The sequence below is a fragment of the Ruegeria sp. BHSB064 genome, assembly GCF_059613205.1.
The window spans coordinates 1-18426 of sequence record NZ_JBXWSB010000094.1 but is presented as its reverse complement, the minus strand read 5'-3'; the positions used below and the strand labels follow the sequence as shown (position 1 = coordinate 18426).

Genomic DNA, 18426 nt, shown 5'->3' with positions numbered 1-18426 from the left:
CTTTGTGGCCGCCTCGACCCATCCGCTGGCCGAAAAAGAATACATCGAGGCAGAGGATTTTCGGGGTCAGACCCTGATCACCTATCCGGTGGAGCGTACGCGTCTGGATGTGTTCAGCCAGCTCTTGATCCCTGCGCGGGTTGAACCCGCCGCGATCCGGCAGGTTGAGTTGACCGCCGTCATTCTGCTGCTGGTCGCGTCCAACCGGGGTATTTCAGTCCTGCCGGATTGGGTCGTGCGTGAGGTCAAGTACAACTCGGACTACGTCACTCGGCCCCTGACGAAAGAAGGGATCACGCGACGCCTTTACGCGGCGGTCCGGTCGGACGATCTTGAGAAACCATATGTGCAGGAACTGGTGAAACTGGCCCGGGAAGAAGCGCGCAGACTGCAATCGCAGTAGCGGCGTTTCCTGCGGGTCTGTTATGCGCATCATTCCTCTTGGCAAGGGCGCATTGCGGCAGTATACGCGCGGTTTGACCGGACAGGAGCCTTTTGACAATGGTTGGCAGTGCAAATCTCAACATCATGATCAAAGCCGCGCGCAAAGCGGGGCGTTCTTTGGTCAAGGATTTCCGTGAAGTCGAGAATTTGCAGGTGTCGATGAAAGGCGCGGGGGACTTCGTCTCCAAAGCCGATATTGCCGCCGAGGCCATCCTGAAAGACGAGCTGCTGGGCGCACGCCCTACCTATGGCTGGCTGGCCGAAGAAGGCGGTGCGATTGACGGCGAAGATCCGACCCGCCGCTGGATCGTCGATCCGCTGGATGGCACCACCAACTTTCTGCACGGCTTGCCGCATTGGGCGATCTCCATCGCGCTGGAACACAAACGCAAGATTGTCGCTGGTGTGATCTATGACGCAGCCAAGGACGAGATGTTCTTTGCCGAAAAAGGCGAGGGTGCATGGATGAACGACACCCGCATTCGCGTGTCGGGCCGTCACCGTATGATTGAATCGGTCTTCGCAACCGGTTTGCCCTTTGGCGGTCGTTCGGACCTGCCAGCGGCCCTGCAGGATCTGGCGCGCCTGATGCCCGCGTGCGCTGGTGTGCGCCGCTGGGGTGCTGCTGCGCTTGACATGGCATATGTCGCCGCTGGCCGGTACGAAGGTTTCTGGGAACGCCGCCTGAACGCGTGGGATCTGGCGGCCGGTATCATCATCGTGAAAGAGGCTGGCGGTTTCGTGCAGGCCTTGAACCCCGAAGGCAATGTGCTGGAGGACGGTGAAGTGATTTGTTCCAACGAACCGATCTTTGATCAGTTCGCCAAGGTGATCCGGGGCTAAACAGTTCTCAACTTACTTGCGCGGAACACGTGGTATGCGTGACTGCGAAAGCTTGTACTTCGCTTCCGGATGGGGCGGGTGCCCATGGGTGCGGTCCCAAAACTGCACCCCTCCGCGCCGCAACCAAAGCGGTACGCACAGGATCAGGCCCACAGCAAACCCTCCGGTATGGGCCCAATAGGCAATGCCGCCTTCGTCAGGGGTGCTGGTGACGCTGCCAAAGAACTGAATCGCCAGCCAGACCCCCAGCATGATGAAGGCCGGAATTGTGAAGACCCTGAAATAGACAATCAGGATCAGCAGGATATCCACCCGCGCTTTCGGGAACAGCAACAGATACCCACCCATCACACCTGCAATCGCGCCCGAGGCGCCGACGGTCGGCACCTGAGAATCCGGCCCGGTGATGATGTGAATGAGGCCCGCGCCAATCCCGGCTGCCAGATAGAACAGCAAGAAGGGCAGATGACCCATCTCGTCTTCCAGATTGTCTCCGAAGATCCATAGGAACAACATGTTCCCGGCCAGATGCATCCAGCCGCCGTGCAGGAACATGGATGTCACCAGTGTTTCCAGCCCGAACCCGTTGCTGACCCGTGCCGGGATGATGGCGTAGTCGTAAAACAGCCTGCTGATCCGCGGCCCATCATCCATGATGCCCACATAGCTGAGGAAGATCAGAATGTTGGCTGCCATCAGTGCATAGACAACGTAAGGCGTGCGCCCCGAAGGGTTATGGTCACGGATCGGAAACATGGTGCGACGCTGGGCTTTTGCGCGCCCAGCGTCAAGGCAAGCTTATGCCGCACCTCCCAACAACGCAGCGTTTCCGCCCGCTGCTGTCGTGTCGACGCAGACATGACGTTCGCCCAAAACCCGCGCACGGTCGGGCTTGCCGGGGATCAGAGGCAGAATCGGGCCATTGCGGCGCGCCAGATGCTGTTCGATCTGCCGGGCGGTCTCGTCATCCCCCCACCACAAAACACCTGAGATTCCGGTCAGGTTTTCCAGCCGATGCAGGTCAAGCATTCCGTTTGCCTGAATGGCGGTGCCACCCAGCGCCTGAACAGCCTCAGCCTGCGCGCGCGCTGCGGTTTCTCCGGGCCCCATACACAGCAAAGGTGGACGTGGGTATTCGCTCAGGCGGTTCGATTCTCCGGTCGGACCGGGCAGGGACTGGGTTTTGACCAGCGCCGGTTGCCCTTGAGGGGCGGGCAAGTCGGTCACGGTGCTCCACGTATCCGCTGTGCTTTGACGATCCGGCGCGCAGAAACGGGCCATGTAGTTCGGCCCACCCGCCTTGGGACCGGTGCCCGACAGTCCTTCGCCACCAAAGGGTTGCGAACCGACGATGGCGCCGATTTGGTTGCGGTTCACATAGATGTTGCCCGCGTGGATCGCCTCGGTCACATGCTGCACCCGGTCATCGATGCGAGTGTGCAGGCCAAAGGTCAGCCCGTAACCGGTGGCGTTGATATCGGCGATCACCTTGTCAATGTCCTGCGCCTTGAACCGCGCCACGTGCAGCACGGGGCCGAAAATCTCGCGTTCCAGCGCGGCAATGCCAGAAACCTCGATCAGTGTGGGGGCGACAAAGGTTCCTTCGGGCGGCAGCGGAAGCTCTTTCAGAACCCGCCCTTCGCCGCGCGCTTTGGCCACGTGATCAGCGATGCCTTGCCGGGCCTGTTCGTCGATGACCGGGCCGCAATCGGTTGAGATCAGCCAGGGATCTCCAATGCTCAGCGCGTCCATTGCGCCTTTGAGCATGGTCAGAACGTCGTCGGCGATGTCTTCCTGCAGATACAGGCACCGCAGGGCTGAACAGCGCTGGCCTGCCGACTGAAAGGCACTTTCGATGATCGATTGCACGGCTTGTTCGGGCAAGGCGGTGCTGTCGACAATCATGGCGTTCAGACCGCCGGTTTCCGCGATCAGCGGGGTACCTGGGCGCATGTTTCCGGCCATAGCGGCCCTGATTTTGAGCGCGGTGGCCGTAGACCCGGTGAAAGCCACGCCCGAGACGCGCTCGTCCGACGTCAGTGCCGCGCCTACGGCAGGCCCGCCTGGCAGTAATTGCAACGCATCGCGTGGCACGCCTGCCTCATGCATCAGCTGAATGGCGCGATGTGCGACCAATGGCGTCTGAGGCGCAGGCTTGGCCAAAACCGCGTTTCCGGTGGCCAGCGCCGCTGCGATTTGCCCTGAGAAAATGGCCAGAGGGAAGTTCCAAGGGCTGATGCAGGTAAAGATTCCGGCAGGCTTGGCCGCAGGAATATTGGCTGCGTAGTAACGCAGGAAATCCACAGCCTCGCGCAGTTCCGCCACTGCGTCAGGCAGGGATTTCCCGGCCTCACGTGCCAGAAGGGCGAAAAGCTCGCCATAGTTCGCTTCATATAGATCGGCAGCAGCGTTCAGAATGCGCGTACGCTCGACAGCGGGTGCGTCCCAAGGGTTGGCCGAAGCCAGGGCCAGCTCTGCATCCGCCGCGCTGGCTGGCGCAACGGAACCGGGGCTGTCCTGCGGTTTTGCCGGGTTGGTAACAGGTTCTTCGGCCTCTGGCTTGGCCTTGTCAGCCAACAGGGGTTGAGCAAACCAATGATGGGCCCTGAACCCGTCCCGCGCTGCTTCGATCTGATCCAGAGTGGGCGTGTGGTGCAGATCAAACCCTTTGGAATTGGGGCGTTCTGGTTGGAACAGCTCGGGTCCTGTCGGCAGGGCGGGTGGCGGCGTCTGTACGGTGACAAACGGATCTGCGGCGACCTCTTCCGGCGGCACGTTTTCATCGACGATCTGGTTGACGAAGGACGAGTTCGCCCCGTTTTCCAGAAGACGTCGCACAAGATAGGCCAGCAAGTCACGATGCGCCCCGACCGGCGCATAGATACGGCACCGCGTGTTCTGCTTGCCCATCACGATCTGATGCAGGGTTTCGCCCATACCGTGCAGGCGCTGGAACTCGTAGGGCTGATCGTCGGCCATGTGCAGGATGGCGCTGACCGTATGGGCGTTGTGGGTGGCAAACTGCGGATAGATCCGGTCGGTCATGTTCAGCAATTTGCGGGCATTGGCGACGTAAGAGACATCGGTCGCCGCCTTGTGGGTGAAGACCGGAAACCCATCCACCCCTTCGACCTGCGCGCGTTTTATCTCGGTGTCCCAATAGGCGCCTTTGACCAGACGCACCATCAGCTTGCGGTCGTGGCGCTGCGCCATGTCATACAGTGTATCCAGAACCAGCCCGGCGCGCGGCCCGTAAGCCTGCACCACGATTCCGAACCCGTCCCATCCGGTCAAGGCCGGATCACCCATCACAGCTTCGATCACTTGCAGTGACAGCGAAAGGCGATCAGCCTCTTCCGCGTCAACATTCAGACCCATGCCAGCAGCCTTTGCCAGCAGCGCCAGAGCCCGCAGCCGGGGAACCAGCTCGTCCATGACCTTCTTTTCCTGCGCCAGCTCATAGCGGGGGTGCAGGGCGGACAGCTTGACCGAGATGCCGGGATTGGCGCGAATATCGTCATGGATACAGGCCTCGGCAATGGCCGAAATGGCGCGCGAATAGGACAGGTGATAGCGGGCAGCGTCCGCTTCGGTCCGCGCGGCCTCGCCCAGCATGTCGTAGGAATAGGTGTATCCCTTGTCCTCCATCCCGCGGGCACGATCCATTGCGGACTGGATGGTCTCGCCCAGAACGAACTGCCGCCCCATTTCTTTCATGGCGCGTGCGACAGCGGTGCGGATCACCGGCTCACCCAAACGTTTGATGGCCCCGCGCAACGCTCCGACCGGAGAAGTTTTGCCTTCGTCCAAGACCTTGCCGGTCAGCATCAGCGCCCAGGTCGACGCATTCACCAGCGATGATGAGGATTGCCCCAGATGTTTGCCCCAATCGGATGGCGCGATCTTGTCCTCGATCAGCGCATCGATGGTGTCGGCGTCCGGTACGCGCAACAGCGCTTCGGCCAGACACATCAGGGCAACCCCTTCGTCGGTGGACAGGCCGTATTCGGCCAGAAACACTTCCATCAAACCAGGCGATGTGCTGGATCGGATGTCCCGGACCAGCTGCGCAGCGGCGGCACAGATGGCGCTGCGATCTGCATCCGTCAGGCTTGCCTGAGCGATCAGGTTTTCAAGAACAACCGACTGATCGGCATAGGTTGGGGTGTCAATGAGTGTGCGCAGGCTATGAGACATGGGTCCTCCGGTCTTTGCGATAATATATGTCGGAAGAAACGGGACATCGGACCGAGTTTGATCTATCAAGAGGCAAGTGTTCCGAATTTACGGTAAAAAACAGTGCAAATGAACTTTCCTGATCTGGACCGCTTCGACCGGTCGATTCTGAAAATACTGGCTGAAGATGGCCGTGTTTCGGTTGCTGATCTTGCGCGCGAGATCGGTTTGTCGAAGTCCCCGACGCAAGCGCGGCTTAAACGACTTGAGGCGAGCGGCGTGATAAAAGGGTATCGGGCAATGCTTGATCCGATCCGTTTGGGCCTGGATCACGTGGCTTTTGTCGAGGTGCGCATGACCGACACGCGCGAAAAGGCACTGGCCGAGTTCAATGCCGCTGTCCGCAGGATCGCAGAGGTCGAACAGGCCCATATGATTGCATCGAACTTCGACTACCTATTGAAGGTGCGAACCGGATCCATGTCTGAATACCGCGCGGTGCTGGCCGAAAAGATCTCGTCTCTGCCGCATGTGGCAAGCACGTCTACCTTTGTGGCGATGGAGGCGGTTAAGGAAACCGGCATGTTGGGCGCGTGGGACGTGACAGGTTAACCGCGCGCAGGTGATCAGCGGGACAATATCCGACGCTTTTCAGCCATGGCTTCGCGGCGTTGCTGTTCGATTCCCAGTTTGAAAGAGTCTTCCACGAAATCAATATGCGCCAACGCGGCCTGTTCGGCACGCTCCTCGTCGCTGTCGATCACGGCCTGACCCAATTCCAGATGCTGTTCCAGCAACTTCTTCCCAGACCCGTCAATCGACTTCAAAAAGCTGCGGTTGTAGAAGACACCTTGCTTGGTCAATTCATAAATGGACGCCATCATGTGAATAAGGGTTGCATTCTGGCTGGCATCAACAATGGCGGAATGCAGCGCGAAATCTGCCTCGCGCGAGGCCACGGCATCATTTTCTTCCCAGGCGCGTTGGTTTTCGGCCAGAATCTCGGCAATTCGTTCCTTGTCCGCCTTGGTCGCGCGCCGCGCGGCCAGTCGTGCAGCAAACCCTTCCTGCTCGCGGCGGTATTCAAGATAGTCAAAAAACGCGGGCTCGTGCCGTTCGTAAAGGGCGAGCAAGGCTGGCAGCATCGCCTGTCCGGTCAGAGCGGCCACAAACGTACCTTCGCCGTGCTGAGTGGTCACCAAACCACGTTCTTCCAGCACGGCCAGAGCCTCGCGCAGTTTCGGGCGCGACACGCGCAGCATCTCTGCCAGATCACGCTCGGAAGGAAGCTTGCGTCCCTGTTTAAGAATGCCCGATGCGATCAGATCTTCGATTTGTGAGACAACCGCATCCGCCAGCGATTCGTGTCCGACCGGTTCAAAAATCGCCTTGGTGTTCATGGGTTTTGCCTCATATGAAATGCGAAGATCATATTACTGGTAAATAAATATAACCATATCGCGGAAATTTTCAAGCAAACACGATTTGCTGATTTTTTAGGCATAATGCCAAGAATTAATTGGTAAAATTTCCGATCTCCACGACTTAAACCAAAAACGTAACTCGCTGAAGGGCCGCGTAAGCACGCCTCAAGTGAATGAAGCTGCGTGTCCAGTGGTAAATAAAATTGTTGACTGGTTTAGCATGGTAAAGTTAGTTTACCACCGGAGCGGCGCTGGAAGAGCCTGCGCCACTGATCGGGTCAAAGCCCCGACCAACCCTGGAGGAGATCTCATGAAGAAGACCCTGACGAGCTTGGCCGTAGCTGCCAGCCTTATCGCCGCACCTGCAGTGGCCGCGGACAAACTGCTGCTGAAAACGCCGATTGCGTTCTCGACAGAATTGCCGGGCCTGGGCTCGCCAATCCCGCGCGTAGCGGAACAGCTTGACCTGATGTCGGGCGGGACACTGAAGATGAAAGTGTACGAACCGGGCAAACTGGTTCCGCCCTTCGAAATTCTGGACGCTGTGTCCACTGGCAAGATCAACTCGGGCTACACCACAGCCGGATATTGGGCTGGTAAAATCCCCGCTGCACCTCTGTTCTCGGCTGTTCCTTTTGGCCCCGAAGCAGGTGAATACATGGCATGGCTCTACTACGGCAACGGCATGTCGCTGTATCAAGAGATGTATGATCAGGCGGGCTACAACGTCCACGTTCTGCCCTGTGCGATCATCGCCCCCGAAACCTCGGGTTGGTTTGCGACCGAGATCAATTCGCCCGAAGACCTGAACGGTCTGAAGATGCGTTTCTTTGGCCTGGGCGGCAAAGTCATGCAGAAGCTGGGTGTTGCAACATCGCTGCTGCCAGGTGGTGAGATCTTCCCCGCGCTGGAAAAAGGCGCGATTGACGCGACTGAATTCTCGATGCCCGCCATCGATGCGCGCCTGGGCTTCCACAAACTGGTCAAGTTCAACTACTTCCCCGGCTGGCACCAGCAGGCGACTGTGTTTGAATTGCTGATCAACAAAGACGTTTGGAATGAAACCAGCGACCAGCACAAGGCGATCATCGAAAGCGCCTGTAAGGCGTCGATGGCAGACAGCTTTGCCGAAGGTGAGGCGATCCAGCACGCAGCGTTGATCGACAACGTGGAAAACAACGGTGTCACCATCAAGCAGTGGTCGCCCGAGATGTTGGATACCTTCCGCGCCACTTGGGACGAGGTTGCTGCTGAAGAAGCCGCAAACGATGCATTCTTCGCACAGGTTCTGGCGGACATGAACGAGTTCCGTGACGGCTACAACCTCTGGAAAACCAACGCGTTCCTCCCACGTCAGTAAACTCTCCCTAACTGACGTTACCGGGGCGGCGGAATCCGCCGCTCCGAACTCTCCCGAAATTGGAATTTCTAACCCTTCACCGTCCCGCGCGCCGGGGTGCTGAGCGAGGTATGACCATGACCAACGAAAAGTACACCAATGATCCGGTCGAAGCCTATGAAGGCATCCTGGAACATCCCGAAACCGACCGTCAGAAGATTGCCGTCGCCATCGACACCAGCGTCAAAGCGGTAGGACATGTGGTCATGTGGGCGAACGTGCTGCTGATGGGCGCGATTTTCGCTCAGGTCTCGCTGCGTTACCTGTTCAGCCAGAACTATCCCAAGCTGGACGAGATCCAGTGGCACTTCTACGGCATCGTGACAATGATCGGCATCTCATATGCCTTGATCACCGACAGCCATGTCCGCGTTGACGTCCTGCATATGCAGCTGTCCCGTCGGGCGCAGCGGATCATCGAAGTGATCGGCATCCTGACCCTGCTGACCCCGTTCATCTATCTGATGGTCGATCAGGGCTATGACTATTTCTACGAAAGCTTCCGCGTTAACGAACGTTCGGACAGCCCCACTGGCCTGCCTGCGCGCTGGGCTTTCAAGGCGGTTATTCCGATCAGCTTCATCCTGCTCGCACTGGCGGCGTTGGCGCGACTGATCCACGACGGGCACGCGCTGCTCTATGGGCCGGCCTCGGAACGGGAAGGCGCGCCGTTGCGTCGTATCCTGCTGGTTCTGGCCGTGTTCGCCGCCGTCTGCGTGGGCTTGACCTTCCTTGTCGAAACGACCGAGGAAAAGCTGGTCATCGCGATGTTCCTGACCTTCATCGCTCTGCTCTTCACCGGGTATCCGGTGGCGTGGGTACTGGCCGGTGTCGGTGTGGCCTATTGCGGTCTTGCATACCTGTTCGACAATGATCTGATGCTGTGGACAGGGCTCGAGAGCACCTTCACCGGGCTCGACTACCTGACCTTGGGGGCTGTGGTGAACCGCGTTTATGCCACCATGTCCAACGCAGTTCTGGTCGCCCTGCCGATGTTCATCTTCATGGGCCTTATGCTGGACGAATCCGGTGTGGCTGAGCGTCTGATGTCATCGATGCAGCGCCTCTTTGGCACCGTGCGCGGTGGTCTTGCGATCACTGTGACCCTGATCGGGATCATTCTGGCGGCCTCGACCGGAATTATCGGAGCATCTGTGGTTCTGCTGGGCGTGCTGTCGTTGCCGTCGATGATGCAGCAAAAATATCAGCCAACGCTGGCAGCCGGTGTCGTCTCGGCCTCCGGTACGCTGGGTATTCTGATCCCGCCCTCAATCATGCTGGTGATCATGGCCGACCAGATGGCCCTGTCTGTTGGGGATCTGTTCATGGCTGCTGTTTTCCCAGGTGTCATCATCGGTGGTCTGTACCTGACTTACATCTTCATCCTCGCGCTGGTGAAACGCGATGCGGCCCCTGTGCCTGAAGGTGCGAAAGCCCCCGACTGGGCCGCCGTCAAGGACGTCCTGATCGCCGTTATCCCGACGCTGATGCTGATCCTCGCCGTGCTGGGCTCGATCTTCGCAGGTCTGACCACGCCAACCGAAGCCTCGGGCATCGGTGCGCTGGGTGCGACACTGCTGGCGCTGGGCTATCGCAAGCTGACTTTCGCCAAGCTGTGGAACGTGCTGGTGTCGACTTTCAACACCACTGCGTACATCTTCGCGATCTTCCTTGGCGCGACGGTATTCTCCTACGTCCTGCGTGAATTGGGCGGGGACGAGTTGATCGAGCATGTCGTGCAATCGACCGGCTTTGGTGCCAACGGGACGATCCTGTTCATCCTGTTCATCGTGTTCCTGCTGGGCTTCGTTCTGGACTGGATCGAGATCACGCTGATCGTGCTGCCCCTGATGCGCCCCATCGTGAATGGTTTGGGCATCGACATCCCGGGCTTCGGCGTACTGGATGAGCCGGCGCTGGTGTGGTTCGTGATCCTGGTCGCGGTGACGCTGCAAACCAGTTTCCTGACGCCGCCTGTTGGCTTCGCACTGTTCTATCTGAAAGGCGTCTGCCCGCCCGAGATCAAGCTGACCCACATCTACAAAGGCATCATCCCCTTCGTGTTGTTGCAGCTGGCCGGTCTGGCGTTAGTCTTCCTGTGGCCGACCCTTGCAACCTGGTTGCCTTCGGTCGCTTACTAAGGAGCCTGCCCGATGCGTCTGAGCCAATGTCATAACTTCCACGACTTCCGGCGGCTGGCCAAACAGCGGCTGCCGGGGCCCATCTTCAACTATATCGACGGTGGCGCGGATGATGAGGTGACGTATCGGGAAAACACCAATGCGTTCGACCGTTGCGATCTGTTGCCCTCGGTCCTGCGCGGTGTGTCGGACGTGGACATGTCGGTCACGGTCATGGGGCAAAAGCTGGACATGCCCGTCTATTGCTCGCCCACCGCGTTACAGCGCCTGTTCCATCATCAAGGCGAACGCGCGGTGGCAGCCGCGGCCGAGAAATACGGGACGATGTTTGGCGTGTCCTCACTGGGCACTGTGTCGCTGGAAGAGCTGCGTAAGAAACACAAAAATCCGCAGGTCTATCAGTTCTATTTCCACAAGGATCGCGGCCTGAACGCCGCCATGATGCAGCGCGCCAAAGAGGCGGGGGTCGAGGTCATGATGCTGACCGTTGACAGCATCACCGGCGGCAATCGTGAGCGTGACCTGCGCACCGGGTTCTCGATCCCGTTCCGGCTGACGCTGGGTGGGATGATCCAGTTTGCGATCAAGCCGATGTGGGGGATCAACTACGTCACGCACGAGAAATTCCGCCTGCCGCAACTGGAAGAACACGTGGATATGGGCGGCGGCGCCAGCTCGATTGGTGGTTACTTTACCGACATGCTCGATCCGTCGATGAACTGGGATGACGTGGCGCAGATGGTACGCGACTGGGACGGTCAGTTCTGCCTCAAGGGCATCATGACCGTCGAAGATGCCAATCGCGCGGCCGAGATCGGCTGCACCGGCATCATCCTGTCGAACCACGGTGGACGCCAGTTGGACGGCTCGCGAACGCCTTTCGATCAATTGTCCGAGATAGTGGACGCTGTCGGTGACAAGCTGGACGTGATGATGGACAGTGGCATCCAGCGTGGTACCCATGTGCTGAAGGCGCTGTCGATTGGGGCCAAAGCCGTGGGTGTTGGTCGTCACTACCTGTACCCGTTGGCTGCCGCAGGGCAGGCGGGTGTCGAACGCGCGCTTGGCCTGATGCGGGCCGAAATCGAACGCGATATGAAACTGATGGGCGTCACCAGCGTCGACCAACTGAGCCGCGAGAATATCCGTTTCCGCAACGCCTGAACCCAAAGTGGGGGCCGATATGACCAATGACGAGTTGATCAAACATTTCCGTTCTATCGTCGGGTCGCGCCACGTCCTGACCGGCGAACGCGCGACCGAGCGGTTCCGGCGTGGGTTTCGCTCGGGCGAGGGTGAGGCGCTTTGTGTCATTCAACCCGGCACCCTGTTGGAACAGTGGAAAATCCTGCAAGCCTGTGTTGCCTCGGACAAGATCGTCATCATGCAGGCCGCCAACACCGGCCTGACCGAAGGTTCCACACCGTCGGGTAGCTATGACCGCGATGTTGTGTTGATCAACACGCGCCGGATGGACACGCTGGTCCCTCTGAACAACGGCGAACAGATCGTCAGCTTTCCGGGTGCCACCTTGTTTGCGCTGGAAAAACTGCTAGCTCCGCTGGGGCGCGAACCGCATTCAGTGATCGGATCCTCATGCATTGGGGCATCGATTGTGGGTGGGGTCTGCAACAATTCGGGCGGGTCTTTGGTCGAGCGGGGCCCCGTTTACACCGAGTTGTCTGTCTACGCCCGGATTTCCGAGCAAGGCGAGCTTGAACTGGTCAACCATCTGGGCATTGATCTGGGCGACACGCCCGAGGAAATCCTGGTAAGCCTCGACGCGGGCACCTTCGACCGCAACCCGGGGGCCACGAACAAACGGGCGTCAGCCAGTGACTACGCGCAGATCGTGCGGGATGTGGAGGCAAAAACGCCTGCGCGTTTCAACGCCGACAAGGCCAAACTGTTCGAATCCGCGGGCTCTGCCGGAAAACTCGCGGTCTTTGCTGTACGCCTCGATACTTTCCGGAAAAATGACGCGGAAAAAGTGTTCTATATCGGAACAAACAACCCCGATGATCTGGCCGCTTTGCGCCGTCATATCCTGTCCAGGTTCAAATCACTGCCCGTCTCGGCCGAATATATGCAGCGCGAGGTGTTCGACATCACCGCCAAATACGGCAAGGACACGGTAGTGATGATCGACAAACTGGGTACGGATCGCTTGCCGTTCTTCTTTGCAATGAAGGGCGCGGTCGATGCACGTCTTCGGCGAATCCCGTTGCTGGGTAATTTCACCGACCGTTTCATGCAAATGGCCGTGGCGCTATGGCCACGTGTTCTGCCCAAGAGGATGGTCGCGTTCCGCGACAAGTACGAACATCACCTGATCCTGAAGATGAAAGATGACGGCATCGCCGAGGCTGCTGCGTGGTTGCCAGGTTTCTTGGAAAACCGCGACGCAGGTTTTTTTGAATGCGACGCCCGCGAGGCCAAGATCGCTGGTTTGCACCGTTTCGCCGCAGCCGGAGCCGCCGTGCGTTACATGGCTCTGCATAACTCAGAGGTAGAAGACATTATCGCGTTGGACGTTGCGCTGCGCCGAAACGATCAGGACTGGCTTGAAAAACTTCCGCCCGATATCGAGAGCCAGTTGGTGCACAAACTCTACTATGGCCATTTTATGTGCCACGTCATGCATCAGGATTACGTTGTCAAAAAGGGTGCGGATCCCAAGGCGTTGAAGGCAGCGATGCTAAAGCTGTTCGACGAACGCGGTGCGGAATACCCGGCCGAGCACAATGTGGGACATTTGTACCCGGCCAAGCCTGATCTGGCGGCGCATTACAAATGCTGCGACCCGACCAATTCGTTCAATCCCGGCATTGGAAAGATGTCGAAGGCGAAACACTATCAATGAGTGTACATCGTTACGCCTTTTGACGCTTGTGAAAGGCTTCGAGGAGGCTGGTGCCGCTGTCGAAAAACGCGGCCTCACCCACAATGTCGGTCACGCCATAGCGATCCAGTTCGGCCTTTACGTCCGGCTCAACCAGCGTGAATACCAGTCGGATGTCGTTTTCTTTCAGGACACCGGCCATGTTGCGTAAGGCGTATCCAGCGGTGAAATCGACCTCATCTATGGCTGACGCGTCAAGGCAGAACCATTCAGGTTTGGCGTCCGGGCCTTGGGCAATGGCGGTGACTTCATCGGTAAATCGCTGTGAGTTTGCGTAATACATGCCGTGCGAGAACCGATAGATCACAAGGCCGGGCTCAAACTGGTTGGGCGGGGCCAGGTCTTTTGAATGCCAGCCACCGGTCTGAGTTTTGACAATCACAGCGTTCTTTGGCCGATACCCCCTGCGGGTGTGATCGACCAGCGACAGGACCATGGCAAAGATGATGCCTTGTTCCACGCCGACCACGACAACCACAGCTGCGGTTGCAATGGCCACCCAGAACTCGGATCGGGCTTGTCTGTAAATCGTTGCCAGACCACGCAGATCGACCAGTTTCAGCCCGATCAGGAAGACGATAGCGGACAAGGCGGCATTCGGCAGGTAGGCAAGCGGTTTGGTCAGAAACAGGATGACCATCAGGACAATAGCAACCGTGGTCAGTTGCGCCACCTGACTACGCCCGCCCGCGCTGGCGACCATTTCGGTTTTGGTGGGGCTGCCGTTGACCACAAATGTGCCGGTGAATGCCGCCCCGAAATTGGCAAGCCCAAGCCCGATCAGGTCTGTGTTCTCGCTGAACGTCTCGTCATATCGGGCTGCGTAAGCCCGCGAGGTCGCCGCGCTCTGCGCCAGAATGACAACGAAGATGGACAGCGCCGTAGGCAGGAGTTGTTTGAATAGGGGCCAACTCCAATCCACCTCGGGGATCGAGAGTGACGGCAAGCCGCCGGGCACTGTTCCCAGCAGGGCAATGCCAAGCGTTTCGAAGGAAAAGGCCCAACTGCATAAGATCACCCCCACGATCGCGATCAAGGGTCCTGGTACTTTTCGCGACAACATTGTGCAGGCAAGCACAATACCAAGAACGGCCGCCGATACACACACGGTTGGCCAACTGACCTGAGCCAAATTGTTGAAAACATCGGTCAGTCGCGCAAGCGTGCCGTGCCCCGTGGCCTCGATCCCCAATAGACCGGGTATTTCACCCGTGGCGACCTGAATGCCTACGCCGGTCAGGAAACCAACAAGAACGGTGCGAGACAGGAAATCGGCCAGAAATCCCAATCCGATGATCCGCGCGCCGATCGAAAGCACGGCTGCCATCAATGCCAGAAGCGACGCCAAAGCCAGATACTCGGACGAGCCTGTAACCGCCATGCCCGCAAGGGCCGAGGCGGTAATGGCCGCCGTTGCCGAATCGGCTCCGACCACAAGGTGCCGTGATGACCCGAACAGGGCGAACAGGGCCATGGGAATCAGGATCGTATACAGCCCGGTCACGACCGGCGTACCCGCAATTTTGGTGTAACCCATCACTTCGGGTATCGCGAGGCAGGCAAATGTAAGCCCTGCAAGCATCTCGGCAGGAAGGCGTGATCGGTCCAAAGGCAGGACACCTTGCAGCACCGGCAAAGCCGACAGTTTGCGATTTCTGCCCGGTTTTTCCATGGGTTACCTTTCGCCCGATTTGTCCTTCATTTCCACCTTTCATACCACCAGAGCGCCGGGTCGGGATGAATGCAAGGGAAGAGGGATAAATCGAGATGGCTTTGCAGCCGTTTTCGACAGGTTTTCAGGGAAATTTACACAACTACGGGAAACCCCCAATTTCGCGCGCCGCCTATCAGGGGTAAACATGACCTACCGTACTTACCACACAAACACACGGTAATTACTTTCCCCGATGAGGGGCTGGTCACACCCCCTCGGCCGGCCCCTCTTAACTTTTGGGGACTTGTGAACGCCGACCGTTTTCGAAAAACTAATGCGCTCAGTTGGTGGCCAGTGTTGTCACATGAGCGGGTAGGTCTGCGGCAGTCTCAAAAGCAATATCATGCGGAATGTCCTGCACGGGGGATTTTCGATACCCTTCCGTGAACAGAAGAAACGGGACTTTTGCCCTGACAGCGGTTTCAGCGTCAACCTCGCTGTCTCCGACAAAAATACGCGGTCCTGAGCCGTTAAGGGCGTCGAAGCTTGCAAACAGATGCTGGGGGTCTGGTTTCCGTGTCTGCAAACTGTCTCCGCCAAGCACGACGTCGAAGAATTGCGACAGGTTCAACGCCTCCAGCACATGCCGCGCCGGGGCTTCGGGCTTATTGGTGCACACGCCCAGACCGCAGCCCATCTGTTTCAAACGTTCCAGCGCAGCGGGAACTCCGGGATAGGGAACAGTCGTTTCGCTGGCGGCGGCGTTGTAGTGCTTGAGGGTCAATTGTGCCAATTCCGCGTGACGATCCATCGACAGATCGCAGTGGTGGATCACGCGTTCGACCAGCTTGGGCAGGCCATTTCCAACGAATCCCTTGATGATCTCAAATGACAGGGGATCCTGCCCGGTGTCATCCAGCATCCGGTTTGTCGCTGCAGCCAGATCGCCCAGGCTGTCCACCAGCGTTCCATCCAGATCAAATACTACAGTTGCGGTCATGTTTTGCCTGCCTTTTCCCCTCTGCCCACAGAGGTAACCCGCCCTTTTTTCAGGTGCAATCACTTGTGGTGAAACGAGACTTGACAATCCTTACTAAAATAATCAGATTAACCGCAGGAACAGAAAGCCAGCCCATTCGGGGTCAGCCAGATCATATGAAACGCAACAGAATTGGCGCTATGCCGACACGCTCTGGAGATGTCCCGATGAACGTACAGAACCCGACCCCAACCCAAGGTTACGCTGTCTCGATGCTTCCTGCGCACAAGGCCGAAGACCTGACCAAAGGCGGCAACCTGGCGCATATCGAATTGGGCGACCAACTCTACACCCTGCGCATTACCCGCGCGGGCAAACTGATCCTGACGAAATGAGCGCTGACAATACGCGCGGCGGCGCTACGGTAGGTCGCCTTGCCGACTTGGACCCTGTTGAGGCGGGGGCGGTTATGTATCTGCGCATGTGGAGCGCAGGTGAAGGTGCAAGGGCCGATGCCGCCAGTGACTTTCAGATCGCTTTGGGCGCAGAAAGCGGGCAGGCTGCGATGCTAACGCTGGATCGCCTGTGTTCACTTTGCGCACATTACGGCCGCCGCCCCGTGATCCGGCATGGGTTGGGATGTGCGTGTCTTGGCGCGGACGAAAACTGTTTCGCTCAGATGATTTCAGCTGCCTCCGAAGGTGCGCGTGAAGACGCAATGATGATGGCGTCTTTAATTGTGCGACCGGATTTTGCGCCAGCACTTGCAGCACTATCCGAAGAGTTGGGTCTGGCCCTCAGGCGCATGAGCGCAGGGTTCCGGATGCCGACAACCGGCCACCATACCCCCTCGGCCGTTCTCCACTGATCCCCGGTACAGGACGGCTTAACCCCGGCATTGCGCCGGGGTTACTTGATTCAACAGCACCCACATCCGGCATGATGATGATCGTGATCGCAAACCGGGGCAGGGGTGTAATCGCCCACCTCTGACAGCACATCGCGCAAGGCCCACAGGATCATGTCCACGTCTTCTGCTTCGATGGTCAGCGGTGGGCGGATTTTCAGGATGTTGTCTTTGGGTCCTTCGCTGCCGATCAGAATGCGGTGATCACGCATCCGGTTTTTGACATAGCTGCAAATCTCGGTTCCTTCTGATCCGTCAGGGTTGATCAGTTCCACCCCCAGAAACAGCCCCATGCCCCGCACATCACCGACACAGCCAAAGACGTTTTCGATCTGGCGCAGCCCGGTCATCAGACGGTCTCCCATCAGGCGGGCATTGTCCTGCAGACCTTCGTCATCAACGATGTCCAGCACCTCTTTGCCGATCCGGCAGGACAGTGTCGAGCCGCCGAATGTGGAAAAGAATTCAATCCCGTTGTTGAAGCTGTTCGCAATTTCCTTGGTCGTTACCAACACGCCCAGAGGGTGCCCGTTGCCGATCGGCTTACCCATGACAACAATGTCAGGCAGCGCGCCCTGGTGTTCAAAACCAAAGTAGTACTCGCCCAGACGACCAAGACCTGTCTGCACCTCATCAGCGATGCAGACACCACCAGCAGCACGGATTTTCTCATAAACTGCTGGCAGATAGCCTTTGGGTGGAATGATCTGTCCGCCGACCGAGGGGAAGGTCTCGGCGATGAACCCTGCGACGCCTTGCCCGCGCTCGTTCAAGGCCGTGATTGCCGGATCTACAAGATCGGCAAATTTCTGGGCCCGATCCGCATCGTCGCGCTTGAACGAACCACGGTAGTCATCCGCAACCTCAACCAGCTCAACCCAATCGGCTTTCCCGACGCCGCCCGGCTTGTTGAACTTATAGGCCGAAATCGCCACAGCTGCATTTGTATTCCCGTGATAGCCATGATCCGGCGTCACGATCCCTTTTGCTCCGGTATGGGCGCGGGCCAGCCGCAGAGCGAGCTCATTGGCTTCGGTCCCGGAATTGACGAAGAAGCAGACCTCGAAATGATCCGGCAGTTTTGAGAGGATTTTGTCGGCAAAAGCGGTCTGGGCTGGATGCAGATAACGGGTGTTTGAATTCATCCGTCTCAGCTGATCCGCCGCCACGGCCTGAATGCGCGGATGCGCATGGCCGACATGGGGGACGTTATTGTAGGCGTCCAGATAGGGGCGGCCCCATTCGTCGAACAGGTGATGCTTCCACCCACGCACCAGCATGACCGGATCGTCATAGGTCAGTGACAGGTTGCCGCCAAAATGATCGCGTCGCCCCTGCAAGACCGTTTGTTTGTCTGTGGGTTGGTAAAACACCTTGTCATCCGGCAGGTTCAACAAGGCCGCCGGGTTGGGGCAAACCGCGTGCCACAGCTCCATCTCGTCCGGATCGCCAACACCGGGCCAGTCCGCTTCCATGCCAACTGTTGTCAGTGCCACCTGGAAATGCACATGCGGAGCCCAACCGCCATTCTGGCTGGCATCGCCCAGCCGGGCAAAC

15 protein-coding genes are annotated in these 18426 nt (G+C 58.4%); 9 read left to right on the top strand and 6 right to left on the bottom strand.

Going from position 1 to position 18426, the window contains the following annotated elements; all coding sequences use genetic code 11:
• Together AC2FNU_RS18590 and AC2FNU_RS18585 are read left to right on the top strand one after the other, a co-directional pair.
• On the top strand, positions 1-403 hold a 403-nt coding region (locus tag AC2FNU_RS18590; protein WP_496791352.1), incomplete at its 5' end, for a LysR substrate-binding domain-containing protein.
• A gap of 98 nt (positions 404-501) precedes the next feature.
• Complete coding sequence (locus AC2FNU_RS18585) at positions 502-1287, top strand: inositol monophosphatase family protein (protein WP_496791349.1); 786 nt, start codon at positions 502-504, stop codon at positions 1285-1287.
• Between the two features lie 12 nt (positions 1288-1299).
• Here AC2FNU_RS18585 and AC2FNU_RS18580 read toward each other — a convergent pair whose 3' ends face one another.
• Together AC2FNU_RS18580 and putA are read right to left on the bottom strand one after the other, a co-directional pair.
• Entirely contained in the window at positions 1300-2043 is a 744-nt protein-coding gene (locus AC2FNU_RS18580; protein ID WP_496791347.1) for a rhomboid family intramembrane serine protease, read from the bottom strand.
• Positions 2044-2085: 42 nt separating this feature from the next.
• The gene (putA, locus tag AC2FNU_RS18575) at positions 2086-5484 is read right to left on the bottom strand and encodes a bifunctional proline dehydrogenase/L-glutamate gamma-semialdehyde dehydrogenase PutA (RefSeq protein WP_496791343.1); all 3399 of its coding nucleotides are present in this window, start codon (positions 5482-5484) and stop codon (positions 2086-2088) included.
• A 108-nt stretch (positions 5485-5592) separates the two neighbouring features.
• On the opposite strand from putA, the gene AC2FNU_RS18570 reads away from it, so the two are divergent.
• Entirely contained in the window at positions 5593-6075 is a 483-nt protein-coding gene (locus tag AC2FNU_RS18570) for an Lrp/AsnC family transcriptional regulator (RefSeq protein WP_496791338.1), read from the top strand.
• A gap of 14 nt (positions 6076-6089) precedes the next feature.
• Here the strand turns inward: AC2FNU_RS18570 and AC2FNU_RS18565 are convergent, their stop codons facing one another.
• Positions 6090-6863 (bottom strand): FadR/GntR family transcriptional regulator, encoded by a 774-nt coding sequence (locus AC2FNU_RS18565; protein ID WP_496791333.1) that lies wholly within the window; start codon positions 6861-6863, stop codon positions 6090-6092.
• A 334-nt stretch (positions 6864-7197) separates the two neighbouring features.
• Here AC2FNU_RS18565 and AC2FNU_RS18560 point away from each other — a divergent pair, with 334 nt between their 5' ends.
• The 4 genes from AC2FNU_RS18560 to dld all read left to right on the top strand — a co-directional run bounded on the left by AC2FNU_RS18560 (position 7198) and on the right by dld (position 13290).
• Complete coding sequence (locus tag AC2FNU_RS18560; protein ID WP_496791329.1) at positions 7198-8247, top strand: TRAP transporter substrate-binding protein; 1050 nt, start codon at positions 7198-7200, stop codon at positions 8245-8247.
• A 110-nt stretch (positions 8248-8357) separates the two neighbouring features.
• The gene (locus tag AC2FNU_RS18555) at positions 8358-10427 is read left to right on the top strand and encodes a TRAP transporter large permease subunit (protein ID WP_496791328.1); all 2070 of its coding nucleotides are present in this window, start codon (positions 8358-8360) and stop codon (positions 10425-10427) included.
• A gap of 12 nt (positions 10428-10439) precedes the next feature.
• Positions 10440-11591: an alpha-hydroxy acid oxidase gene (locus AC2FNU_RS18550; RefSeq protein WP_496791327.1), complete on the top strand. Its 1152-nt coding sequence runs from the start codon at positions 10440-10442 to the stop codon at positions 11589-11591.
• 19 nt (positions 11592-11610) lie between these two features.
• Complete coding sequence (gene dld / locus AC2FNU_RS18545) at positions 11611-13290, top strand: D-lactate dehydrogenase (protein WP_496791323.1); 1680 nt, start codon at positions 11611-11613, stop codon at positions 13288-13290.
• A gap of 10 nt (positions 13291-13300) precedes the next feature.
• Here dld and AC2FNU_RS18540 read toward each other — a convergent pair whose 3' ends face one another.
• Both AC2FNU_RS18540 and gph read right to left on the bottom strand, forming a co-directional pair.
• Positions 13301-15001, bottom strand: a complete 1701-nt coding sequence (locus tag AC2FNU_RS18540; protein WP_496791319.1) for a SulP family inorganic anion transporter — start codon at positions 14999-15001, stop codon at positions 13301-13303.
• Positions 15002-15323: 322 nt separating this feature from the next.
• Positions 15324-15983 (bottom strand): phosphoglycolate phosphatase, encoded by a 660-nt coding sequence (gene gph / locus AC2FNU_RS18535; RefSeq protein WP_496791315.1) that lies wholly within the window; start codon positions 15981-15983, stop codon positions 15324-15326.
• Positions 15984-16189: 206 nt separating this feature from the next.
• Here gph and hemP point away from each other — a divergent pair, with 206 nt between their 5' ends.
• Entirely contained in the window at positions 16190-16357 is a 168-nt protein-coding gene (hemP, locus tag AC2FNU_RS18530) for a hemin uptake protein HemP (protein WP_083445319.1), read from the top strand.
• Positions 16354-16830, top strand: a complete 477-nt coding sequence (locus AC2FNU_RS18525; protein WP_496791313.1) for a hypothetical protein — start codon at positions 16354-16356, stop codon at positions 16828-16830. The genes hemP and AC2FNU_RS18525 overlap by 4 nt, the downstream gene beginning before the upstream one ends.
• 50 nt (positions 16831-16880) lie before the next feature.
• Here AC2FNU_RS18525 and AC2FNU_RS18520 read toward each other — a convergent pair.
• A partial coding sequence (locus tag AC2FNU_RS18520; protein WP_496791311.1) for an aminotransferase class III-fold pyridoxal phosphate-dependent enzyme occupies positions 16881-18426 on the bottom strand: 1546 nt, incomplete at its 5' end.

Bases quoted from the DNA above. Each gene is read 5' to 3' on its own strand.
- AC2FNU_RS18585 (WP_496791349.1), top strand. From the start codon at position 502: ATGGTTGGCAGTGCAAATCTCAACATCATGATCAAAGCCGCGCGCAAA.
- AC2FNU_RS18580 (WP_496791347.1), bottom strand. From the start codon at position 2,043: ATGTTTCCGATCCGTGACCATAACCCTTCGGGGCGCACGCCTTACGTT.
- putA (WP_496791343.1), bottom strand. From the start codon at position 5,484: ATGTCTCATAGCCTGCGCACACTCATTGACACCCCAACCTATGCCGAT.
- AC2FNU_RS18570 (WP_496791338.1), top strand. From the start codon at position 5,593: ATGAACTTTCCTGATCTGGACCGCTTCGACCGGTCGATTCTGAAAATA.
- AC2FNU_RS18565 (WP_496791333.1), bottom strand. From the start codon at position 6,863: ATGAACACCAAGGCGATTTTTGAACCGGTCGGACACGAATCGCTGGCG.
- AC2FNU_RS18560 (WP_496791329.1), top strand. From the start codon at position 7,198: ATGAAGAAGACCCTGACGAGCTTGGCCGTAGCTGCCAGCCTTATCGCC.
- AC2FNU_RS18555 (WP_496791328.1), top strand. From the start codon at position 8,358: ATGACCATGACCAACGAAAAGTACACCAATGATCCGGTCGAAGCCTAT.
- AC2FNU_RS18550 (WP_496791327.1), top strand. From the start codon at position 10,440: ATGCGTCTGAGCCAATGTCATAACTTCCACGACTTCCGGCGGCTGGCC.
- dld (WP_496791323.1), top strand. From the start codon at position 11,611: ATGACCAATGACGAGTTGATCAAACATTTCCGTTCTATCGTCGGGTCG.
- AC2FNU_RS18540 (WP_496791319.1), bottom strand. From the start codon at position 15,001: ATGGAAAAACCGGGCAGAAATCGCAAACTGTCGGCTTTGCCGGTGCTG.
- gph (WP_496791315.1), bottom strand. From the start codon at position 15,983: ATGACCGCAACTGTAGTATTTGATCTGGATGGAACGCTGGTGGACAGC.
- hemP (WP_083445319.1), top strand. From the start codon at position 16,190: ATGAACGTACAGAACCCGACCCCAACCCAAGGTTACGCTGTCTCGATG.
- AC2FNU_RS18525 (WP_496791313.1), top strand. From the start codon at position 16,354: ATGAGCGCTGACAATACGCGCGGCGGCGCTACGGTAGGTCGCCTTGCC.